At 46.9% G+C, this 22,946-nt stretch carries 21 protein-coding genes; all 21 read right to left on the bottom strand.

Annotated features, from left to right (window positions below; genetic code table 11):
• Nucleotides 1-69: 69 nt before the first annotated feature.
• A complete protein-coding gene (spoVS, locus tag SB752_RS18410; protein WP_003385776.1) occupies nt 70-330 on the bottom strand; it encodes a stage V sporulation protein SpoVS in 261 nt (86 codons plus the stop codon).
• Between the two features lie 111 nt (nt 331-441).
• Entirely contained in the window at nt 442-1,236 is a 795-nt protein-coding gene (locus SB752_RS18415) for a TIGR00282 family metallophosphoesterase (RefSeq protein WP_410717054.1), read from the bottom strand.
• A 116-nt stretch (nt 1,237-1,352) separates the two neighbouring features.
• The gene (rny, locus tag SB752_RS18420) at nt 1,353-2,894 is read right to left on the bottom strand and encodes a ribonuclease Y (protein WP_410717055.1); all 1,542 of its coding nucleotides are present in this window, start codon (nt 2,892-2,894) and stop codon (nt 1,353-1,355) included.
• A 281-nt stretch (nt 2,895-3,175) separates the two neighbouring features.
• A complete protein-coding gene (locus tag SB752_RS18425) occupies nt 3,176-3,823 on the bottom strand; it encodes a RecX family transcriptional regulator (protein ID WP_410717056.1) in 648 nt (215 codons plus the stop codon).
• A 90-nt stretch (nt 3,824-3,913) separates the two neighbouring features.
• Complete coding sequence (gene recA / locus SB752_RS18430) at nt 3,914-4,972, bottom strand: recombinase RecA (protein WP_410717057.1); 1,059 nt, start codon at nt 4,970-4,972, stop codon at nt 3,914-3,916.
• Between the two features lie 172 nt (nt 4,973-5,144).
• On the bottom strand, nt 5,145-6,734 hold the full coding sequence (locus SB752_RS18435) for a DEAD/DEAH box helicase (RefSeq protein ID WP_410717058.1): 1,590 nt from the start codon (nt 6,732-6,734) through the stop codon (nt 5,145-5,147).
• A gap of 6 nt (nt 6,735-6,740) precedes the next feature.
• Nucleotides 6,741-7,985 carry a competence/damage-inducible protein A gene (locus SB752_RS18440; RefSeq protein ID WP_410717059.1) on the bottom strand — a complete coding sequence of 415 codons (1,245 nt, stop codon included), beginning with the start codon at nt 7,983-7,985 and terminating at the stop codon, nt 6,741-6,743.
• A gap of 108 nt (nt 7,986-8,093) precedes the next feature.
• Complete coding sequence (gene pgsA / locus SB752_RS18445; protein ID WP_410717060.1) at nt 8,094-8,669, bottom strand: CDP-diacylglycerol--glycerol-3-phosphate 3-phosphatidyltransferase; 576 nt, start codon at nt 8,667-8,669, stop codon at nt 8,094-8,096.
• Nucleotides 8,670-10,016: a 30S ribosomal protein S12 methylthiotransferase RimO gene (gene rimO / locus SB752_RS18450; protein WP_410717061.1), complete on the bottom strand. Its 1,347-nt coding sequence runs from the start codon at nt 10,014-10,016 to the stop codon at nt 8,670-8,672.
• Nucleotides 10,017-10,128: 112 nt separating this feature from the next.
• Nucleotides 10,129-11,034, bottom strand: coding sequence for a helix-turn-helix domain-containing protein (locus tag SB752_RS18455; RefSeq protein WP_410717062.1), 906 nt, complete (start codon nt 11,032-11,034; stop codon nt 10,129-10,131).
• Nucleotides 11,035-11,046: 12 nt separating this feature from the next.
• Nucleotides 11,047-11,826, bottom strand: a complete 780-nt coding sequence (locus SB752_RS18460) for a DUF3388 domain-containing protein (RefSeq protein ID WP_410717063.1) — start codon at nt 11,824-11,826, stop codon at nt 11,047-11,049.
• Between the two features lie 108 nt (nt 11,827-11,934).
• Nucleotides 11,935-12,204, bottom strand: a complete 270-nt coding sequence (locus tag SB752_RS18465; RefSeq protein WP_103106016.1) for a DUF3243 domain-containing protein — start codon at nt 12,202-12,204, stop codon at nt 11,935-11,937.
• A gap of 97 nt (nt 12,205-12,301) precedes the next feature.
• Entirely contained in the window at nt 12,302-13,036 is a 735-nt protein-coding gene (gene ymfI, locus SB752_RS18470) for an elongation factor P 5-aminopentanone reductase (RefSeq protein ID WP_410717064.1), read from the bottom strand.
• A gap of 9 nt (nt 13,037-13,045) precedes the next feature.
• A complete protein-coding gene (gene yfmH, locus SB752_RS18475; RefSeq protein ID WP_410717065.1) occupies nt 13,046-14,338 on the bottom strand; it encodes an EF-P 5-aminopentanol modification-associated protein YfmH in 1,293 nt (430 codons plus the stop codon).
• On the bottom strand, nt 14,338-15,636 hold the full coding sequence (gene yfmF, locus SB752_RS18480) for an EF-P 5-aminopentanol modification-associated protein YfmF (protein WP_410717066.1): 1,299 nt from the start codon (nt 15,634-15,636) through the stop codon (nt 14,338-14,340). Before yfmF ends, yfmH begins: the two co-directional genes overlap by 1 nt.
• Before the next feature lie 463 nt (nt 15,637-16,099).
• On the bottom strand, nt 16,100-17,293 hold the full coding sequence (locus SB752_RS18485; protein WP_410717067.1) for a stalk domain-containing protein: 1,194 nt from the start codon (nt 17,291-17,293) through the stop codon (nt 16,100-16,102).
• Nucleotides 17,294-17,374: 81 nt separating this feature from the next.
• Nucleotides 17,375-18,334, bottom strand: coding sequence for an ABC transporter permease (locus SB752_RS18490; RefSeq protein ID WP_410717068.1), 960 nt, complete (start codon nt 18,332-18,334; stop codon nt 17,375-17,377).
• Nucleotides 18,334-19,407, bottom strand: a complete 1,074-nt coding sequence (locus SB752_RS18495; RefSeq protein WP_410717069.1) for an ABC transporter permease — start codon at nt 19,405-19,407, stop codon at nt 18,334-18,336. The genes SB752_RS18490 and SB752_RS18495 overlap by 1 nt, the downstream gene beginning before the upstream one ends.
• On the bottom strand, nt 19,404-20,915 hold the full coding sequence (locus SB752_RS18500) for an ABC transporter ATP-binding protein (RefSeq protein ID WP_410717182.1): 1,512 nt from the start codon (nt 20,913-20,915) through the stop codon (nt 19,404-19,406). The genes SB752_RS18495 and SB752_RS18500 overlap by 4 nt, the downstream gene beginning before the upstream one ends.
• Nucleotides 20,916-21,036: 121 nt before the next feature.
• Complete coding sequence (locus SB752_RS18505; RefSeq protein WP_410717070.1) at nt 21,037-22,086, bottom strand: BMP family lipoprotein; 1,050 nt, start codon at nt 22,084-22,086, stop codon at nt 21,037-21,039.
• Nucleotides 22,087-22,144: 58 nt separating this feature from the next.
• Nucleotides 22,145-22,870 carry a GntR family transcriptional regulator gene (locus tag SB752_RS18510; protein WP_103106008.1) on the bottom strand — a complete coding sequence of 242 codons (726 nt, stop codon included), beginning with the start codon at nt 22,868-22,870 and terminating at the stop codon, nt 22,145-22,147.
• Nucleotides 22,871-22,946 lie beyond the last annotated feature (76 nt).

The raw sequence follows: 22,946 nt of genomic DNA on the forward strand, positions 1-22,946 counted from the left end.
ATATCTAAACAAACGAAAAAACCTGTTCATTCTTCGAACAAACAGGCAGACGAAACAACAATCATTTTATTATCTGGGCTCTACGATTAGCTTGATAGCGGTTCGCTCTTCTCCATCAATTACGATGTCGGTAAAGGCTGGAATACAAATGAGGTCAACTCCACTCGGCGCTACGAACCCTCGTGCGATAGCTACGGCCTTCACAGCTTGATTAAGCGCCCCGGCGCCTATGGCTTGAATCTCGGCAGCTCCGCGTTCACGTAGAACGCCAGCAAGGGCACCAGCAACGGAATTGGGGTTAGACTTTGCTGAAACTTTTAATACTTCCATCCTTTTGAACCTCCCGTCTGATAGGAATCCTGTCATCATTAGAATGATATTCGCATAACCCCTAAAAATTCCTGCTAACTCGCATGAAAGATTCAAAAAATTCTAATCTTATTATTCCATAAATGGATGGTCGACGTCAATTCTGATTCGTTCCAATTTTTTCGCATTCCCGGTATTCTTGTCCATTGTGATCAAAACAGCATTTAGCTGAGCAGGATCGGGAGCTACTTCAAATCGAACGGGCAACTGTGTCAAAAACTTTTTAATGACAGCTTCGCGTTCCATCCCTAAAATCCCGTTACTCGGTCCACACATGCCGACATCACACAAAAAACCGGTTCCCCCTGGCAGCACTCGCTCGTCAGCGGTTTGCACATGCGTATGAGTTCCTACTACTGCGCTTACCTTGCCATCCAAATACCAAGCCATCGCCTGCTTCTCGGACGTCGCTTCTGCATGAAAATCAACGAAAATCAGTTTGGTCCGCTTTCGCGCTTGCTCTACGAGTTTGTCTGCCATTTGAAACGGACAATCCAATGGAGGTAAAAACGTTCTGCCCATGAGATTAATTACAGCGAGCTCCCCTTCGGATTGTTTAATGTATGTAATCCCTTTTCCAGGTGCCCCTTGCGGATAATTCGCTGGACGAATCATACGTGGTTCATCATCAATGAAATCAAAAATTTCTTTTTGGTCCCATGTGTGATTGCCGAGTGTGATCGCATGTACGCCACCTTCGAAAAGCTCCTTGGTGATTTTTTCGGTAATCCCTCTGCCATGTGCTGCATTCTCACCATTGGCCACAATAAAGGTCGGCTGGTATTTTCTTTTTAAAAGGGGCAGATATGTTTTTACAATTTCCCTGCCCGGTGACCCCATAATATCTCCGATAAACAAAAGCTTCATCTTACTATCACCTCATTGCTAGTATACACAACTAAATGGGATTGCCCAAACAATGTCCAGTCTGGCTCCCCATTCTTCATCCCTGTAGAAAAAAAGTAAAGTGGCTGTTAGCCACTTTACTTTGCATACTCAACTGCCCTCGTTTCACGGATAACCGTTACCTTAATATGACCTGGGTAGTCGAGTTCATTTTCAATTCGTTTGGTGATCTCCCGTGCCAGACGGGTAGCTTCCGCATCGTCAATCTTTTCAGGTTGTACCATCACGCGAATTTCGCGTCCTGCTTGAATCGCATAAGACTTTTCTACGCCATCGAACGACTCAGAGATTTCTTCCAGTTTCTCCAAACGTCTGATATAAGTTTCCAATGTCTCACGGCGTGCACCTGGGCGTGCAGCAGACAGAGCGTCCGCAGCTCCCACGAGCATGGCAATGACGGATGTTGGTTCGGTATCACCGTGATGAGAAGCAATGCTGTTTACAACCACATGATGTTCATTGTACTTCTTAGCCAGTTCCACGCCAATTTCTACGTGAGAACCTTCCACTTCATGGTCGATTGCTTTTCCGATATCGTGCAGGAGACCTGCTCGCTTAGCCAGCTTGACGTCTTCTTTTAATTCTGCTGCCATCAAGCCTGCGAGATGGGCAACCTCCATGGAGTGCTTCAACACGTTTTGACCGTAGCTTGTACGATAGCGCAGGCGTCCCAAAATCTTGATCAGATCCGGGTGCAGTCCATGTACACCAGTTTCAAACGTTGCTTGTTCACCGTATTCACGGATTCGTTCATCTACCTCGCGACGTGCTTTCTCTACCATTTCCTCAATACGGGCTGGGTGAATGCGTCCGTCGGCGACCAGTTTATCCAAAGCCGTTTTGGCGATTTCTCGACGAATTGGATCGAAGCCAGACAGGATAACTGCTTCAGGAGTATCGTCAATAATCAGATCGATACCAGTCAGCGTCTCCAGTGCTCGAATGTTTCGTCCCTCACGTCCGATAATCCGTCCCTTCATCTCGTCGTTCGGCAAGGTTACAACAGAAACCGTGGTTTCTGCTACATGATCCGCTGCACAACGCTGGATGGAGGTCGTGATGATCTCGCGAGCACGCTTGTCCGCTTCTTCCTTGGCTTGTGTCTCGATCTCTTTGATCATCACAGCCATTTCATGGCGAACCGTGTTTTCCACGTCAGTCAGAATGATATTTTTCGCTTCATCCTGCGTCAAGCCGGAAATGCGTTCCAACTCGGATACTTGTTCTTTATATAAGTGCTCTACCTTGCTTTGCAATTCTGCGATGGAACGATCGCGCTCTGATAATTCTTCTTCTTTACGCTCCAACTGCTCCATCTTGCGGTCCAACGATTCTTCTTTTTGGAGGATTCGTCGTTCCTGACGCTGGATCTCGTTACGTCTGTCACGCAACTCGTTTTCTGCTTCAGAACGAAGCTTGAACACTTCATCCTTAGCTTCCAGCACCTTTTCCTTTTTAACGGCTTCGGCGTCCCGTTTCGCTTCTTCAACGATCTGGCGTGCAGCTTCTTCTGCACTAGAGATCTTCGCTTCTGCAATGGATCTGCGAATGAAGTAGCCAGCACCCAAACCGATAAGCAGGGCGACGAGCACAATAACTACTGTTAGTATAGGTTCCATAGGCTTTTTCGTTTCACCTCCTTATTGTAAGACATCTCCCCGCTTTCCAAGCATTTGTTTTTCATGGAGTGCCGCTGTCGTTTTGCTCTCACTTTTGAACATTCGACTAAAAAACAAGACCGACTATACTCGGTCCGCTGAATCCGCACATGTCATGCACGGTTTTTCAGTTGTTCTGTAGGCAACGAGTGAGCAAATCGAAAAAAGTTATGATACACCAAGTAAATACAAACCTATTTTATTATTTGTGAACAAGAATTGTCAAGATCATGCAAATAGAGTCACCCTTGTTCATCCTCTCTCTGACGCAATTCTCCTCTAATTTGTTGCACAATGGTATGAGAAAACCCTTTACGCATGAGCATAGATAATAGTTTGCGCTCTTCGTCAGGATTAGGTGGGCCATGCAGGCGACGTGCTTTTTTCTCTATCAATGATCTGGCGGCTTCTAATTCAGCCTCTTTGGAAACGCCACTGACCGCATCCTCCACGATCGATCTGTCCACGCCTCTCTGCTGCAACTCCATACGCAGCATATAGGGGCTTCGCGGCTTCAAGCGTAGCCGTTCATCCACCCATTGCTTCGCGAATGCCTTGTCATCTATGTATCCTTGTTCCACACATCGCTGACAAACCTCTTCTGCTACCTTTGGTTCAAACCCTTTCTCTAGCAAATAGGACTGCAGTTGGCTTCTCGTTCTTGGCCGAATACCGAGATAGCGAAGCGCTCCCAAATATGCCTTGTGCCTCTCCTCAGCCACTAGTACTTCATGATAAAAGGCTTCATCCACTTCGGTTCCCTTAAAGAGGTTGTACTTTACCAGTATGTCTTCATGAACTGTAAACGCATACTCATCATTTATCTCAATATGATATCTTTGTTTTTGCTTCATGTCGCGGTGCACGGACGTAATCTGACCATTCTTCATCTCTTTTCCCTCCCTTCCCTATCTATTTACGTGAACAAAACAGCCTGTCTCATCGACAGGCTGTTGATTTGAATCTACCATTCGTCTGGATTACTCCAGATCAAATGCTGGCTCTTCGTCTTGCTCCGGATCATTCACTGGCTCTGCTTCTGGAACGGAGCCAGGATTGAGGCTGAAGTATTCGCGAACCTTCGTTTCAATTTGCGTAGCAATGTGAGGGTTCTCTTTCAGGAACACTTTCGAATTCTCACGGCCCTGACCGAGGCGCTCTTCGTTAAAGGAGTACCAAGCGCCACTCTTTTGTACGACATCGATTTCGGAACCGATATCGAGGATGCTACCTTCTCTGGAAATTCCCTCGCCGTACATGATGTCCACTTCTGCGACCTTGAACGGTGGAGCCACTTTGTTTTTGACAACCTTGATCTTCGTCTTGCTACCAAGAATGTCGTTTCCGACCTTGATGGACTCAGCCTTACGTACGTCGAGTCGAACACTCGCGTAGAACTTCAATGCGCGTCCACCAGGAGTCGTCTCAGGGTTACCGAACATAACTCCAACTTTTTCACGAAGCTGGTTAATGAAGATGGCGATTGTTTTGGACTTGTTAATCGCTCCAGAAAGTTTGCGCAGCGCTTGAGACATCAAGCGAGCCTGCAAACCTACGTGGGAATCACCCATCTCGCCCTCGATCTCGGCTTTTGGAACCAATGCCGCTACCGAGTCAACTACGATAATATCTACTGCACCAGAGCGCACCAATGCCTCTGCAATTTCCAATGCTTGCTCACCTGTGTCAGGCTGAGACAGAAGCAATTCATCAATATTCACACCGAGCTTGGCAGCATATACTGGGTCAAGTGCATGCTCCGCATCGATAAAGGCAGCCTGTCCACCTTGTCTTTGCACTTCTGCGATCGCGTGGAGCGCAACGGTTGTTTTACCCGAAGATTCTGGTCCGTAAATTTCAACGACACGTCCACGTGGGAATCCACCAACACCAAGTGCGATATCAAGAGCTAACGCACCACTGGAGCAGGTTGAAATCGAAACGTTGGATACTTCCCCCAACTTCATAATGGAACCTTTACCGAACTGCTTTTCTATCTGACGCAATGCACTTTCCAAAGCTGCGCGACGATCTGACAAATGGTACACACCCTTTCAACATTCGCTTCTGTTTTGCTTGTCTTCATCATACATCGAGACAGAAGGGTTTGCCAAGTATTTTTTGCGAACAAATATTCGCATGGATGAAAAACAGCCATTTACTGGGTTTTTCCAGCGAAATGGCTGTAGCTGTGTTTGAATGACGACCCGATTAAGAGCGCTTCGCCCCACGAGGCTTGGCTGGCTCCAAATTGATCCGTTTTCCATTGATACGAGTCTGGCGCAGGGATTCGTAAACAAACGCCGCAACCTCTTCTGGAACCTCGACAAAAGTAAAGTTCTCGAAAATGTCAATACGGCCTACAGACTTCCCTGGAATTCCTACCGATTCAGAAATTTCCCGAACCAGATCTTGTGGCTTCATGTTTGCATTGCGGCCAACATTGAGGAAGAAACGAACCATGCCTTTTGCAGCACCAGTCTCTCCAAAGTTGTACGCTTCCGATTCTTGAGCTTGACCGGCTTCACTATGGAATGCCAGGTGCAGGGCTGCTGCCGCTACTTTTTCAGCAGGATACTGGCCTACTAGAGCATCCGCCACTTTTTGATACATATCCGCAATGGAATCACTCTCGAGCAAGCTCGTCAATTGCTCACGCAGCTGCTCCTGCTTGCGCTCTGCTACCTCTTCCAGAGAAGGTACGTTTCTGGACAGTACTTGCGCTTTTGTTTGCTTTTGGATGAACATCATTTGTCTTACTTCGCGTGGAGTAACAAGTGTCATCGCGATACCTTTGCGACCTGCACGACCTGTACGTCCAATGCGGTGAACATAGCTCTCAGAGTCCTGTGGAATGTCGTAGTTGATTACGTGAGAAACGTTACCTACGTCAATACCACGTGCTGCTACGTCTGTCGCGATTAAAAACTCGATGGAGCCTTCACGGAATGCATTCATTACCTTGTCACGCTGTGCCTGAGAGAGGTCACCATGCAAGCCGTCTGCGAGATATCCGCGAGATTGCAATACCTCGGACAGCTCATCTACACCGCGCTTGGTGCGGCAGAAGATGATTCCCAGCTCCACATCTTCACTGTCTAGAATGCGGCAGAGGCTCTCCACTTTATTGCGGTCAAATACTTTGTAATAGACTTGTTCAATCAACGGCGCAGTAACTTCTTCACGGCTCACAGCGACTGTTTGTGGCTGCTTCATGTAACGAACAGCAAGGCGCTTGATTTCAGGCGGCATCGTCGCGGAGAAAAGCAAGGTTTGACGCTCGTCTGGCATATGCTGAATAATTGTTTCAATATCCTCAATGAAGCCCATATCGAGCATTTCATCTGCTTCATCCAACACCAGCGTGTGTACATTCTCCAGCTTCAGTGTTTTACGGCGCAGGTGGTCCATAACGCGCCCTGGTGTACCTACTACTACTTGCACCCCTTGGCGAAGAGCACGGATCTGGTGACCAATGGATTGTCCGCCATAAATCGGCAGTGTACGTACTTTGTTGTATTTGGAAATACGCAAAAGCTCTCCAGCCACTTGAATAGCCAGCTCGCGAGTAGGCGTCAATACGATGGCTTGCACGCGGTTTGCCGGGGTTACTTTTTCAATAAGTGGAATCCCGAAGGCAGCCGTTTTGCCTGTACCGGTTTGCGCTTGTCCAATCAGGTCTCCGCCATCCAGTACTTTTGGAATGCACGCTGCCTGAATCGGCGATGGTTCTTCGAAGCCCATGTCGTGGATCGCTTGAAGAATGGATTTATGTAAAGGAAAATCAGAAAAAATCGTCATAAAATGTCACCTTTCTTTTTGCATTTGCAGCGCATAAAATAGCGCAAATTTAGCAGCACGCCCAACAATCGCATGCCGTCTTCCAGCGAGGCGTAGTTCCTTCACGACTGTCGGTTTTCCTTGTGCCGCAATTCCTACATAGACCAGCCCAACCGGCTTTCCTTCGGATGGATCAGGTCCTGCCACACCTGTTACAGATACACCATACGTCGTTCCTAGCTTTTCTCTTACATTTTCTGCCAATAACTTTGCAGTCTCTTCGCTAATCGCACCAACCGTATGTAACACCTGTTCTGGCACGTCCAACACCTGATGCTTGATTGCATTTGTATAGCAAACGATCCCGCCGCCAAAAACGGCAGAGCTTCCCGAGACAGAGGTAATAAGAGAAGCTACTGTTCCACCTGTACAGCTTTCAGCACAAGCAATCGTTTCTCCGCGCTGTTTGAGCTCGTTTACCAATACTTCATGCAGCGATGAGCTTTCACCCATGCCGTACACATACTGCCCAACCCGATCTCTTATTTCCTTTTCAACAGGCAAAATCAAGGCTTCCCCTTCTTCTGCCGACGACGCCCGTGCAGTGATTCGCAGTGTTACTTCAAATTCCTTTGCGTAAGGAGCAATCGTTGGATTGTCTTGCTTCTCGATCAAGTCAAGCAATCGTTCTTCCAAGGCTGATTCTCCAATACCGTAAAAGCGAAGCACATGAGAATGAAACACCTGCTTCTTTGGCAATAAGCTGATCAGATACGGCATGACGTGAGTCTCAACCATCGGATAGAGTTCACTTGGCGGTCCAGGCAAAAGCACGAACGTACTACTGTCATGACGGATCGCCATGCCAGGCGCCATCCCGAAATCATTGGAGAAGACATGACTGCCAGCAAGCACTAATGCCTGCTTCCGGTTGTTCTCCGTCATGACAATCCCACGTTGCAAAAAGAAATCTTCAATCCGCTTCATTGCCTCAGGATTCGTTTGCAAGCCAACTCCTACGTGCTCTGCTACCGATTCCTTTGTCAAATCATCTTGTGTTGGTCCAAGTCCACCAGTAAAAATGACGAGATCGGATCGACTTGCCGCGAGACGAATGACTTGGAGTAACCGCTCTGTGTTATCCCCCACTACGGTATGAAAATAAACTCCCACGCCAATATCCGCCAGCTTCTGTGAAAGAAACTGGGCGTTTGTATTGGCGATTTGACCTAACAAAAGCTCGGTCCCCACCGCAATAATCTCCGCTCTCATATTCCTCATCCATTCTCTTAGAGAGTAGAAAAGCCTCTAAACTAACAGTTTACCACCGATAACCGTTCTAGAGAAGCCTCTTGTGAAAAAAGAGACCAATACCCGCATTTACGAGTATTGGATAACGTTGCGGTTCTTCGAAAAATAGTCGTATCCGGAGTAAATCGTGATGAGGACCATTGCCCAAATGGCAACCTCGTCAAATGGGATACCGAAGAAGGCAAATGGAAAGTTGCGAATCATTACTGCTGTAACGGCAACAATCTGTACCCATGTCTTCAGTTTACCCAGTGCGCTAGCGGCAATAACCTGTCCTTCTGCCGCTGCAACCAACCGTAGACCTGTCACCGCAAACTCCCTGCTGATGATGACGATGGCAATCCATGCTTCCAAACGCTGCATTTCCACCAACGAAATCAGAGCCGCAGAAATCAATAGCTTATCCGCGAGCGGATCGAGAAACTTGCCCAAGTTCGTTACGATTTTCCTTTTGCGCGCGATATAACCGTCGAGTCCGTCCGTACTGGCTGCCAGGATAAACACCAAAGCCGCAATCAGCTCGTTATAGGTCATCGTCAGGCTGCCAATGGAAAACGTCCCGATGTTGTATTTCACCAGCAGAAAAAACATAACTACTGGCACCAGGAAAATCCTAGCGAGGGTGATACGGTTGGCGAGATTCACCTAGACTACCTCCCCAGCTAAATCGTACTCATAGGAGTGCGTAATCTTTACTTTCACCATGGAACCTAATTCTCCTTTGAAACCGGAGACAAACACTTCGCCATCGATTTCAGGTGCATCGTACTGTGTACGCCCTACGTAAATATCATTACGACCTTCGTATCGCTCAATCAGCACATCCAAAACCTGACCGACAAATCGGCCATTGCGCTCATCAGCAACCTTGCGCTGAATTTCCATCAAGATATTCGCACGCTTCTCCTTCAGTTCCTCATCTACGTGATCTGGCAGACGGGATGCCGGAGTGTCATCTTCATTGGAATACGTAAATACACCCAAGCGGTCGAAGCGAATATCTTTGACAAACTCGGAAAGACGCTCAAAGTCTTCGTCGGTTTCACCTGGGAACCCTACGATCAAAGAGGTACGCAATGCAACATCAGGCACTTGCGCACGAATTTTCGCCACTAGCTCACGGATATCTGTTTGGCGACCTGGACGTCGCATTCTTTTCAAAATCTGATCCTCCGAGTGCTGCAGCGGCATATCGATGTACTTGCAGACTTTTGGATTCGTCGCAAATGTATGGATCAGTTCTTCTGTAAAGAAGCCTGGATAAGCATAATGCAAACGTATCCATTGAATTCTCTCAACCTCAGCCAAGCGATTCAACAGCTCAGGAAGCATCAGCTTTCCATCATAAATGTCCGTACCATAATTTGTCGAATCCTGTGCGATCAAGCTGATTTCCACAATCCCTTGCTCGGCCAGGTGATGTGCTTCTTCCACAATCGATTCGATCGTACGGCTGCGAAAGCCTCCACGCATAAGCGGAATACTGCAAAACGTACATGCATTGTCACAGCCCTCAGCAATTTTAATGTACGCCGAGTACGTGCCAGATTTTACTTTCCGTTTCACTACATCTTCGTACGTAAAAATAGGATTCCCTACAAAAATCGGACGCTTTCCTTCTAGCGATTCCTCAATGATCCCTGTAATGGACATAAAATCGCCCGTTCCGACAATACCATCCACCTCAGGAATCTCACTCAAGATATCCTCTTTGTAACGTTGGGTTAGACAGCCTGCCACCACTAGCGATTTTAGCTTTCCGGATTCCTTCAGTTCGGCCATATCGAGAATCTTGTTTACCGATTCTTCTTTAGCAGCGTCGATGAATCCACAGGTATTGACGATGACCACGGTTGCTTCGTCTGGATTATCAACCAGTTCATAGCCTTTTTCATCTATCAGATGGGCCATCATGTCAGAATCGACCAGATTCTTTTCACAGCCCAGCGTAACAATCGCTACTTTTTCTCGCGTGCCTACCTTCTCTGCCATCTTTTTTCCTCCAATTGGTCACACCAGCCCATATTACACCTACTCAGTATAATATAAGCCTAAAGGAAGTGTCAAAAGTGACAAAAGTACGAAAGGCAAGCTTAGCGCTTGCCTATTGTGTAACCGTTTCTTTTATTTTGAAGTTGATATTGGACGGTTTGAACTTTAATTTCGTCATATCAACTGCTACACCATTTACCGTCATTTCCAAAGCGGTCGGATTACCAAGACGAACATAAGCTGTTTTTCCGAGCTCAATCGTTTTTTCTTCCGTAGCTCCGACCTTTAGCTCACCTTCTGCTACGTACTTCTTCCCTTGTCCTGCCGATACACCGTACCAGCTTCTGTCCGATTTCACCTTGAGATGAACAGTCACTTTGTCGCCGCCTTGCACGGAGTAGTTGTAGATAGAGCCTTGCTGGGACTCAAAAGTGATAGTCGCCTGAGGAGTTTCAGGAGTGGTTTCCGGTGGTGCTATCCCCGGATCTGGAGTTGTTGGTGTGCCGGTTGGCGGTGGAGTTTGGACAGGCGGAGCCGGAGTTGCACCACTGCCAGCTTGACCAGGAGTAGTGATTTCGGCTCCGGGGTTCACGGTTCCACCTGGCAAAGATGGTGCGGTCATTTCTCCGTTGCTATTTACAAAAGCGATGTAAATTACTCCAATGATCAATGCAATAAAAAGTACCAGCAGGGTTTTGGTTACCCACCGGCCTCCTTGCAGCGGATTATTAGCCGAAGCTACTCGACGTCTGCGCAGTCTCTCCACTTGCTCAGTAGGTGGCTGTGAAGGCAGATCCGACTGAAAATGACTCATGATGTGATTCGGATCGAGACCTACAGCCTCTGCATAGCTTTTTATAAATGCACGCGCGTAAAAGTGGCCAGGAAGTACATGAAAATGCCCCCTTTCAATGGCTTCCAAATATCGCCGCTGTATCTTGGTGATTCGTTGGATGTCGTCGAGCGAGATTCCTTTTTCCTCGCGGGCTCTTTGTAGCACTTGACCTAGCTCAGACACAGCTGCCCCTCCTTAATTCATGTCAAAATTATCAAAGCCGCGATTGTTGATTAACTCGTATGTAATTTCTTCGTCTGGATGATGGCGCAGCTCGATAATGTAATGAAAATCAGATAACTCATACTCTGATTCCCTTACAAAAATATCGGGATGCTCAATAATTTTCGCGGCAGGAAAGTTCATGATCTCCCGGAGCAAGGTGTAGTGCTTCTCGGTTGACCGCATAGTAGAAACAATTCCATCAATCAAATATACATGATCATCGGACAATTCATCAATGGCTAATGAACTGCGGACCGTTTGCCGCAATAGCGTTGACGAAATAAACGTCCACCTTTTATTGGCCGAAACACTGGCAGCAATCATAGATTCCGTTTTTCCTACACGAGGCATTCCCCGGATTCCGATCAGCTGGTGCCCTTCTCTTTTGAGAATTTCCGCCATAAAGTCAACGAGCAAGCCCAGCTCATCACGAACGAAGCGAAACGTCTTCTTGTCTTCGCTGTCGCGTTCGATGTAACGACCATGGCGAACTGCCAGTCGATCGAGCATCGTGGGCGGACGCAGCCTCGTTATGGTTATGTTGTCCATCTTTTGCACAACGTTGCGCAAAACCTCAACTTTTTCATCATCATCCGTCAAAAGCAGCATGCCCCGGCGCATCGTATCTACACCGTTAATCGTGACGATGTTTATGTTCAACATACCCAGAATAGAAGCTACGTCCCCTAAAAGACCAGGACGGTTACGGGCAATTTCGTACTCCATATACCATTCTTTTTTTGCTTCCATATGCAATCCTCTCCGCCACCCAAAATTCTCTTCTTATGTAGTATAACATGTTCCGAACAATCGACAATCGCGAAAAGAAAAATCCCCAAAAGAAGGGGATTTCAAAGCCTAATTGCCACGGCTTACTTCACCGGGATTCTGAACAAGCTTCACCATGAGCGATGCCAAAGCTTGCTGCTGCTGCTGATCGCCCGCGTCCCAGAGCTGCTTCAACAGACGCTCCTGATCGTTTTTCGGGTCTACTTGCTCAGCCAGATAGCCGCCAATTTGGTAGGCAACGTTTTGTAATGTTTCACTTTCCATCCCAGCCTGTTTCGCTTGTTCTACGCGATCTCCGAGAAATTCTTTCCAGTCGCGAAAATTGTCAAGAATCGACATAGCGAAAATCCCTCCTTTTGTACGTTGCGAACAGGTTTGCTGCCCACACAAAAGGTAGATTTCCATCTTTTCACCTAAATTATTCATGCTTTTGCTGTTACGTATACCAACCACCATTTGGACTAATAATTTGGCCGGTTACATAGCTCGCTTCTCGTGTCAAAAGAAATCGCACGACGGCAGCTACTTCTTCTGGTCGTCCCAAACGATTGGCAGGGATTTCTTCGGCGATCATGGCCAGCTCTTCAGACGAAAATTTTTGCATCATTCCGCCCTCTATGGCGCCCGGAGCTACTGCATTTACCGTGATGCCGTTCGGTGCAAGCTCTTTGGCCAAGGCTTTGGTAAATGTGTTGATCGCTCCCTTTGACAAGGAATAAAGCACTTCACAAGAACCGCCTGTCATACCCCAAATCGAAGAAATATTGACAATACGCCCGTACCTCTCACGCAGCATTGCAGGTAATGCTGCCTGACTCACCAAAAATGAAGAGCGCACATTGAGATTGATCATTTCGTCAAACATGTCTACCGAGACATCGGAAAAAAGTCCGACGTGATCGACCGAAGCGTTGTTCACGATCAACAGAGGTGCTATTGGCATAGCATTAAACATGCCAGCAATCTGCTGTGGATCTCGTAAATCTGCTTGCAGCTTGCAGGCAGGCACCCCTAATGAGTGACACTTATGTAGGAGTGAATCCAGTTTTAATTCGGCTTGATGATAATGAAGATAGAGGGGAACTCCCACGTCAGCCAGGCAGGAGGCAATCGCCTGCCCGATCTCGCCGGAAGCTCCCGTAATCAACGCCCATGGCGCATTTTGCTGCATAATTGCTCACTACTCCTGTGGCGAAGCAGAACGCACGATCGAAACAGCTATTTGTTCGGGAACAAAATGTTCTTTCAACCGCTCGTAGGCATCTTCGCGGGTGATCGACTCGAGAGTCGGCACCACGGAAAACAGATCGTTACCATTAAACTTGAAGCTGGTAAACTGGTTGGCAATAAATTCAACAGAATTTAGCGAACGCAAGAAGTTACCGATTTTCTTTCTCTTCGCCCGCTCGAAATCATCCTGCTCGATACCTGCTTGCTTCAATTGTTCAATCTCCACTTTGATGGTCTCAACCAGCCGTTCCGGATCAGGTGTATCGCCACCAATGATGGTATACGCATAATCCTGCTCGCTGCTGTAGTCAAAATCAAAGCTTTCCGTTATCAACCCACTGTCATACAGACGCTCATAAACAGCGGAGCTGGTGCCAAACGCAAGGTCCAATATCAGTTTAGTAGTCAGCTCACGTTTTAACAAGGCTTCCTTGGTAAGTCCATTTTCCCGTTCTTTAATTCCGATCATGCATTTCGGGAGCCCGACTGTCAGAAACGCTTCTACTTTTGCCTGAGCAGGCGCAGCTGGTTCTTCTGGAAATACTCTTGTAATTTGCGGTGCAGGCGGAAATTCCTTTGCCGACTGGTTCTCGCGGATCAATTTCATCATCGCTTCCGGCTCAAAGGAACCGACCACGAGCAGAAGCATATTGGCAGGGTGATAAAACGTCTCGTAGCATTGATATAGATATTCCTTGGTAATATGCGAGATGGTTTCAATCGTACCCGCGATCTCGATATTGATCGGATACTTTTGATACATGGCCTTGAGCAGATTCATGTATACTTTCCAGTCCGGATTATCATCGTACATCGTGATTTCCTGACCAATGATCCCCTTTTCCTTTTCTACACTGGCATCCGTAAAATAAGGTTCCTGTACATAGTCAAGGAGAAGATTCAGGTTGTCATCGAGTTTATCCGTGCACGAAAAAAGATATGCGGTCCGATTAAAGCTCGTAAATGCGTTACAGGACGCGCCATTTTTACTAAACTCGTGCATGACATCTCGATCTTTTTTCTCAAACATCTTGTGCTCAAGAAAATGGGCGATGCCATCAGGAACATTGATTTCTTCCCCGCTTCTCGTGCGGAAATGGCTGTCGATGGAACCATAACGAGTAGTAAAGACGGCATAGGTCTTACTGAACCCTTGTTTCGGAACTAAATAGACTTGCAGTCCATTCTCCAGCTTTTCATGATATACAGTTTCGTTTACTTGCTCAAAAACGGTCGTCTGCATTATTGTGCCTCTCCCTTCTTGTCCCGCAGGAGATAGATGGTGTCGATCTTGACTTTATCTGCGACTTGCTTGATCTCATCAATCGTCACGTCGTTGATTGCTTGCAGCAGCTCAGTTAATTGGCGCTTCCGACCACTAATAACCCCATTGTAGGTAAAGTCAATCATGCCGCGAGCACTATCTGTCAGCTCTCTGAACTGGTTGCTCAAGGTAGCGCGCGTAAGCCCCAATTCTTCTTCAGAAATACTTCCTTTTCCCATCAAATCGAGTTGCTCTTTGATAATCTCGACAGCTCTTAGATATTTATTGACATCAATGCCGGACATCATCATCAGGATGCCCTTGTGGCTTTCTAGCCGGGAAACAGCATAATAAGCGAGGCTTTCTTTTTCACGCACGTTCACGAACAGCTTTGAATGGGGAAATCCACCCAATACTCCGTTGTACATAAGCAAGGCAGGATAATCATCGTCTTTGTAAGTAATTTGCGTACGGCACCCGATGTTGAGCTTCGCTTGATTGACATCCAATCGATCGATCACTTCATGCTCTGCTGAAACTTGTTTCGGTGTACTGGTTAACTGGAGCGCTTTTACATTCGTGCGCTCAAGAGGAACCTGGGCGCGTATGATTTCAGACACATTTTGCGGCTCCACATCGCCCACTACGAACATATTAATCGGATTGGATGCTGTTAGTTCTTGGAAATACGTATAGAGATCCTCGCCAGTTATGTTCGGCAGGTCTTCTACCCTACCTTGCACAAGCAATGAAAATGGCTCTCCCTTGCACATTTCTTCTGTCACTCTTTGATTGGCATACTTCATTTTGTCGTCGATCAGGCTCTCCATTCGCTTGCGGAGAGTCTCTTTTTCCTGCGTCACGAATTTCTCCAGGAAGGCACCGTTTTCAACAAGTGGCCTGGTCAGCATGTCGCCGACAAACTGAATGGCGGCTTCCAACAGAGTCGCATCCTTTGAGAGATATTTCTCGTTTGGCACCTCCATATAGATTTGTAGGACTTGACGCTCCCCTTTTTTCATCACGTCTACGTCAAAGATGGCACCGTACAGAAAATCAAGATGCGCACGCAATCGTTTCGTTTCGGGGAACCTGGCAGTAGCCCGTTTCATTACCATGGCGAGTAACGCCGTTTTTGTCACGTGTTCCTCCGACAGTGCCTGTTCAATCATTGTCACAATGGTGGTTGTTTTGAACTTGGCGGTCGGCAGGATATGTACGTTCATCCCGTTTACCTGGGAGCTTTGAAACGCAATTTCGGTTGTTTGCCCACTCATATCCCATTCTCCCTTCTCCTTCAGCTTACCCCTCTATTGTAACCAATTGGCAGGCCATCAAGCATCAGAATCTTCCAATGTCTTCTTCTTTTTATCAGCGTATGCGTGCAAGGCTAACGCTACCCCTTATCACACACTCGAATGTGCTGGTAAAAAAACCTCTATCGATGCCTCAACAAGGAGGAACGAATACGTTTTAGCTATAAAAAAGAACAAGCCGCGCTGCTTCAATCCAGCACGACTCGTCCCTCACCAATTACAAATCTGTATAGTCCCATTCTCTTGTGTCATCCTGCATAACATTTTCCTCGACAAAGCGCCCACAGTCGGATGTCAGACAAAGCATGCCGTCCAACTGCTCGTCATGAAACGGCAACCCATGAGTTCCCCCACAATAAGGACATGTCCACATATGAAGTCACACCTCTCTTAAAAAAGGATGTTCTTCATCTAGTTTGTCCCATCAGGAAAAAGGGCTTGCAACTTTATTTTGTTCCCAATATCGCAAGTAATCATAAGCATCGATGGCACGACCGTCGTCGTTCCGGTAAAGCCCGAAATGTAGATGAGGAGCAAACATACCAACTGTTCCTGCCCCACCGTAGCCGGTATCACCTACAAACCCGATCAATTGTCCTGCCTGTATAGTATCGCCAATGCGCAAACCAGGAGCATAGGCACTCAAATGCGCATAGTACATGCGATATTGTCCCGCTGAGTCTGTAATATTGATACGCCAGCCTCCATAAGTGTTCCACCCGATCCGATTAATCGTCCCTGTCGATACGGAATAAACGGGCGTACCTTTTGGCGCCATGATATCAATGCCTTCATGACTGCGTACACTACCACTGTTACTTTCGGTCCATTCACGATCAGAGCCAAAGCTGTCACCATAAGGCTCGTACCAGCTGCGATTATTAAATGGAAAGTGATAGCTGCTCCCGAGTAATTTACTATCTCCTACTTTTTTGGAAAGTGGGTTTAATGCTTTTCTCGATCCATCCGGTAGAAACAAAATTTGATCAATTGTCAGGTTTTCCGAGGACAAGTAGTTATTTTTTTTAATCGCACTCATCGTAGTGCCATGTTGGCTGGCGATTTCACTCATGGTATCTCCAGCTTTCACAACGTATGGATTCGTTCCTGTCTCCACAACTGCTACTGAATCGTCTGGCTCCTGTGACTCAATCTGCGCGACCCGTGCGATTTGATCCCAATAGACCCGATAACCAAGCGCCTCACTGACAAAACGGATGGGAATCAGCGTACGATTGCTGACAATTTTCGGCGGCACATCAAGTGTATAGTGCTTTCCGTTCACACAGGCGATATTTTTCCCTACGATTAACGATACACGCCTTCCCTTTTGTTCGAGCGTGACCTGATTACTCTCTGCGTCGTACCCCACCTGAGCACCTGTTGCTTCGGCAATAAACCGAATGGGTACAAGCATGCGTCCGTTTTCATTTTGCGGCTGTACATCAGAAAAAATACCTTTTCCGTTTACCATCAAAGATACGATAGGGCCTGGCTCTTCTGCCACAGCTTCCTCGCCTGCACCAAGCATCCCAAAATATAGGCTCAGACAAATAAAAAAAGCGCCTAGAAGTCTGGGCCAATGAAGACTGCTGCTCTTATGTAGACAGCGGTTCATTTAATTCCCTCCCCGCACGATTTCACCATAAAAATTATCGCACAAGGAGAGAGCCAGGTTCTAGACGCTAAATTATGTCAACTAGCGGGAGCCAGTATCGTATGGTTTACCCAAGGCTGCCGGAGCACTTGAACGACCGACCAAACCAGCCATGACGAGAATCGTCAACACGTACGGAAGCATGAAGATAAACTCCGTTGGTACATATTGGGTCAATCCGAAGATTTGAACCAACGATTTAATCGCTTGAGCAACACCAAAGAACAGTGCGGCTCCCATCGCACCCGCAGGATGCCATTTTCCGAAGATCAAAGCTGCAATCGCAATAAAGCCTTGTCCCGAAACCGTATTATGCGAAAAGTTACTTGTTGTCGTCAAAGAAATGGTTGCTCCACCCAAAGCAGCAAGAGCACCACTGATCATGACAGCAGTATAACGCATTTTCTTTACATTGATTCCTACAGTGTCAGCTGCACGCGGGTGTTCCCCAACTGCACGCAGTCGCAAGCCAAACGGAGTCTTGAACACCAAAAACCATGTCAAAAACACCATGATGAATGCGATGTAGCTGGTAGGATACGCTTCAAAAATAGCATGACCCAAGTATGGAATGTCGTGCAAACCTGGGATGCTCCATTTGCCGAATACTTGGCTCAATGTCGTTGTTTGCCCAGCACCATTGAAAATGATTTTGGTCAAGTAAACGGACAAACCTGCTGCCAAGAAGTTCAAAGCAACGCCACTCACTGTCTGGTCAGCTTTAAAAGAAACGGAAGCTACCGCATGTGGTAAGGCAAAAATGGCTCCGCCAATTCCTGCAGCTATAAAACCTACCCATGGTGCCAAGCTCCCAAGTGAATCCTGGAAGGCATAGGTCATGACTGCACCAGTAAACGCCCCAATAATCATCATGCCCTCTAGTGCGATGTTCACTACACCAGAGCGCTCAGAAAACAGTCCACCCAATGATGCAAAAATCAAGGCAGTGGAAAACACGATGGTATCATGAACGAGGTTGCTTAGAATTAATCCCCAATCCATCAGTTTCCACCTTCCTTTTTCTTCTTCAAGATTGGTTTTACAAAAATCTTCACAATCCCGTGAGCTGCTACGAAGAAAATAACGGAAGCGATTACTACGCGAATCAACTCAACAGGAACACCAGCGCCGAATTTCATACCTGCGGAACCGAACGTCAAAATACCAAACAAAATGGCTGCGAGAACAACGCCCAATGGAGTATTGCCACCGATCAGTGCAACGGCAATCCCATCAAAGCCATAGCCAGGCTGTGAAGTCATGATCGCTTGATAATGGAAAACGCCCAAGATTTCGCATGCTCCACCGATACCAGCAAACATACCGCCGATAAACATTGCTTTCACTACATTGCGATTTACGTTCATCCCTGCGTATTCGGACGCATGTGGATTCAATCCTACCGCACGCAATTCATAACCGGATTTCGTCTTCCAAAGAATGACGTAGAAAAAAATAGCAGCAAGAATAGCAATGAGAGTTCCCCAATGCAAACGCGCACTGTCAAACATAGTGGAAAGCCAGCTGATCGTGATCACAGCGGAATCCTGGATCATTTCGGAGCGCTGCTGACCGGCCGGGATAAAGAATGCATTCATTACCCAGTTCGCAAAGTAGAGCGCTACCCAGTTCAGCATGATACTAGTAATGACCTCGTTTACTCCCCTTGCTGCTTTTAAATAACCAGCAATGGAGCCCCACAAACCACCAGCTACTGCCCCTGCAATGACTGCGAGTGGCGCATGAATGTACGCTGGCAAATCAAACGATACACCTACCGCAGTAGAAGCAACCATCCCAACGATAAATTGCCCTTCTGCACCGATGTTAAACAAGCCTGTCCGAAATGCAAATGCTACTGCCAGACCCGTAAAAATGAGCGGTGTAATTTGCCGTATCGTTTCCCCAAAGTTATACGCGCTGCCAAATACTTTCTCCAAAAGAGCCACATAGGCTTTGACAGGATTGAAACCTCCTGCAAGCATGGCCACAGCCCCAGTTAAGAGACCGAGAATGATTGCAACGAGAGGAACGAGGAACGATTCTTTTGTAAAGACGGCAATCACTTTATTCATCGTTTCTCCCCTCCATCTAGCCCTTTTCCGCCAGACATCATCAAGCCAAGTTCTTGCTCGGTTGTAGATTTGGCATCGACAATCCCTACAATTTGACCCTCATAAATGACAGCAATCCGGTCAGATACATTAATAACCTCATCCAGTTCAAGAGACAACAACAGTACAGCTTTACCATTGTCACGTTGCTCGATCAAGCGACGATGGATAAACTCGATCGCACCAACGTCCAGACCGCGCGTAGGCTGAGCTGCGATCAAGAGATCTGGATTTTTGTCCACTTCACGCGCAATAATCGCCTTCTGCTGGTTACCGCCGGAGAGCGCACGAGCCGGAGTATAAATGCTCGGGGTACGGACATCAAACTCTTCGATGAGCTTAGCCGCATGCTTGTCAATGGCGCCATAATCGAGAAAACCGTTTTTATTAAACGTTGGATGGAAATACGTTTCCAATACCATATTTTCACTCATGGTGAAATCAAGAATCAAACCGCGCTTATGTCTGTCTTCCGGGATATGGGACAATCCGGACTCCGAGATGTTGCGCGGAGGTTGGTTGGTGATTTCTTTGCCATTAAGAAGGACACGCCCACTCGTTGCTTTACGCAACCCAGTCAATACTTCGATCAGCTCACTCTGACCATTTCCATCTACACCAGCAATCCCTAAGATTTCGCCAGCACGTACTTCTAAGCTCAGGCTGTTGAGCGCATTAACTCCACGATTGCCCATCGCCGTTACATTTTCTACAGACAAAATCGTTTGCTTCGGCGAGGCTTCAATCTTGTCGACACGGAAGTTGACTTCACGGCCCACCATTTTCGCTGCCAAATCATCCGGATTCGTGTCTTTGACCAATACGGAATCAATCACTCTTCCTCTGCGAATAATCGTAACTGCATCACATACGGCCATGATTTCCTTGAGCTTGTGTGTGATCAGGATAATGGTTTTTCCTTCTTTAACCAAATTATGCATGATTTCAATAAGTTCATGGATCTCCTGAGGGGTCAATACGGCGGTAGGCTCGTCAAAAATCAGGATATCCGCTCCGCGGTAAAGCGTTTTCAAAATCTCCACACGCTGCTGCATGCCAACAGAGATATCTTGAATCTTTGCTCGTGGATCTACTTTCAATCCGTAGCGGTCAGAAAGCTTCTCTACTTCTTTCTCAGCGTGTCGAATATCTATCTGCAACCCGTTTTTCGGTTCGTTTCCAAGAACAATATTTTCAGTTACCGTAAAGGTTTCAACTAACATAAAGTGCTGATGCACCATTCCAATGCCAAGCTCATTCGCTACATTGGGACTTGTAATCTTAACAGACTTTTCATTAATGAGAATCTCGCCTTCTTCAGGCTGATACAAACCAAATAGAACGTTCATCAAGGTAGACTTGCCAGCGCCATTTTCGCCAAGAAGCGCATGAATTTCCCCATGCTTCACGGCCAAGGTAATATTGTCATTTGCAACGATTCCTGGGAAACGCTTGGTAATACCACGCATTTCAACAACATTCTTTACCGGATTCAACCATGTTCCCCCCGTTTTTGTGGGTCTAGTTTGAAGGTAAAGAACAAGGCTAGTTGCTCGAACTAGCCTTGTCCGTTTGCAGCTTCAACGTATTTTACTTATCAGGTACTGTGATTTCACCTTTAACGATTTTTTGCTTGTATTCTTCAGCCAGTTTCAAAACGTCTTCTGGAACGTTTTTCGTGGAAGTGGAAGCCAAGCCTACACCGTCTTCAGCCAGACCAAGCCATTTGATTTTACCGCCCTCGAATTTACCTTCAGTCAGGTCTTTGGAAACGATGTATACTGCTTCATCTACACGTTTTACCATGGAAGTCAAAGTGATCTCATCGCCGAATGTCAGGGATTGGTCTTTGTCAACACCGATTACCCATACATCTTGACCTTTTGCTTTGCGGTCTTTCGCTTCGTTAAATACGCCATCACCAGTTCCGCCGGAAGCGTGGAAGATGATGTCAGCGCCTTGACCGTAAATGGAGGAAGCAGTGGATTTACCAACATCTGGTTTATCAAAAGCACCAGTGTATACTTTGATTACTTGAACGCTAGGATCTACTGCTTTAACACCAGCTTCAAAGCCCAATTCGAAACGTTTGATTACAGGGATTTCAACGCCACCCACAAAACCGACTTTTTTCGATTTGGACATTTTCGCAGCTACTACACCAGCGAGGAAAGAACCTTCGTGCTCTTTGAAGAGAACGGATTCAACGTTTGGTGCGTCAACTTCTGCGTCAATGATCGCAAGCTTGGAATCTGGATTCTCAGTAGCTACTTTTTTCAGGTGGTCACCCATCAAGAAACCGATACCCCAAGTCAGATCCCATTTGTCTTTCACAAATTGAGTCAGGTTTGGTACGTACTCAGCATCACTTGTGGATTGCAGGTAGTTTACGTTGTCTTGTGGGAGATTCAGATCTTTTTGCAGTTTTTGCAGACCTTCCCAAGCACTCTGGTTGAAGGAGTTGTCGTTTACCCCACCAACGTCAGTAACCATACCGACTCTAGTAGTTGGAGCGGAACCAGTTGCTCCTCCGTTTGCACCAGTTTGACCTTGAGGTTGTGCTTCTTTGCTACCGCAACCAGCCAAAACGAGAGACAGGCTAAGAGTTGCCACAGAAAGCACGGATAGAACTTTCTTCATCTGAGAATACCCCCTGTTTATTGTAGAATGAAATTGTTGAGTGAGGTTGCCCCCACGGTTACAACCGTCTTCGCATGACGTGGAAGTGAAATTTGTCAGCCCTGAAGTAATTGTGGGAGTATAGCACCGGCCGTTCACTTTCGTCATAATGAATCTGCTTTAGCAAGAGCAGCGGTGTAGATTTATCGCAGTGTAGCAGATTGGAAACCTTTTCATTGTATCCCATGGGTTCAATCTCTGCGATAGCATAAGCGATTCTTACACCTGTCACACTCTCCAGCCACTTGAAGATAGACTCTCCACCTGCGGCATAGCCTTTAGGTACCAGATGAGCAGGGATTCGGTCAACACAATAAACCACTGGCTCTCCATCTGCCGTCCGAATGCGTTCTACCATCAATACGCCTTCGCCCGGATTTAAAGAAAGTCGTTTTCTCTCTTCTTCCGCAGACTCGCCAAAGGATGTCTTCAGGATCATCGTTCCTGCCGTGTATCCTTGACGCTCAATTGCATCCGTCACACTAAAGAGTTCCCCAATTCCCCCGGAAAAAACAGGCTTGGAATTGATAAAGGTACCTACTCCGTGTCTCCGAATGACAATTTTCTCCTCTTCCAGAAGACGAAGTGCCTCGCGAAGTGTTGCCCTGCTTACACCTAACTGCTTGGACAGCTCGGCTTCGGAAGGGAGGCGTTCTCCTGAACGTAGCTGCCCCGATTCGATATCACTTTTGATCTTATCCATGACCAAAAGGCAAAGTGATCGAACATTCCCTTTGATGCTCATTGTCATTCACTCCTGCTGTCCTTTAGCCATCCCAACAGGTAGGACGTCAGACCTCTGATTCGTATGAGACGTGATA

It is taken from the genome of Brevibacillus sp. SIMBA_040 (assembly GCF_046535075.1).
Taxonomy (GTDB): domain Bacteria; phylum Bacillota; class Bacilli; order Brevibacillales; family Brevibacillaceae; genus Brevibacillus.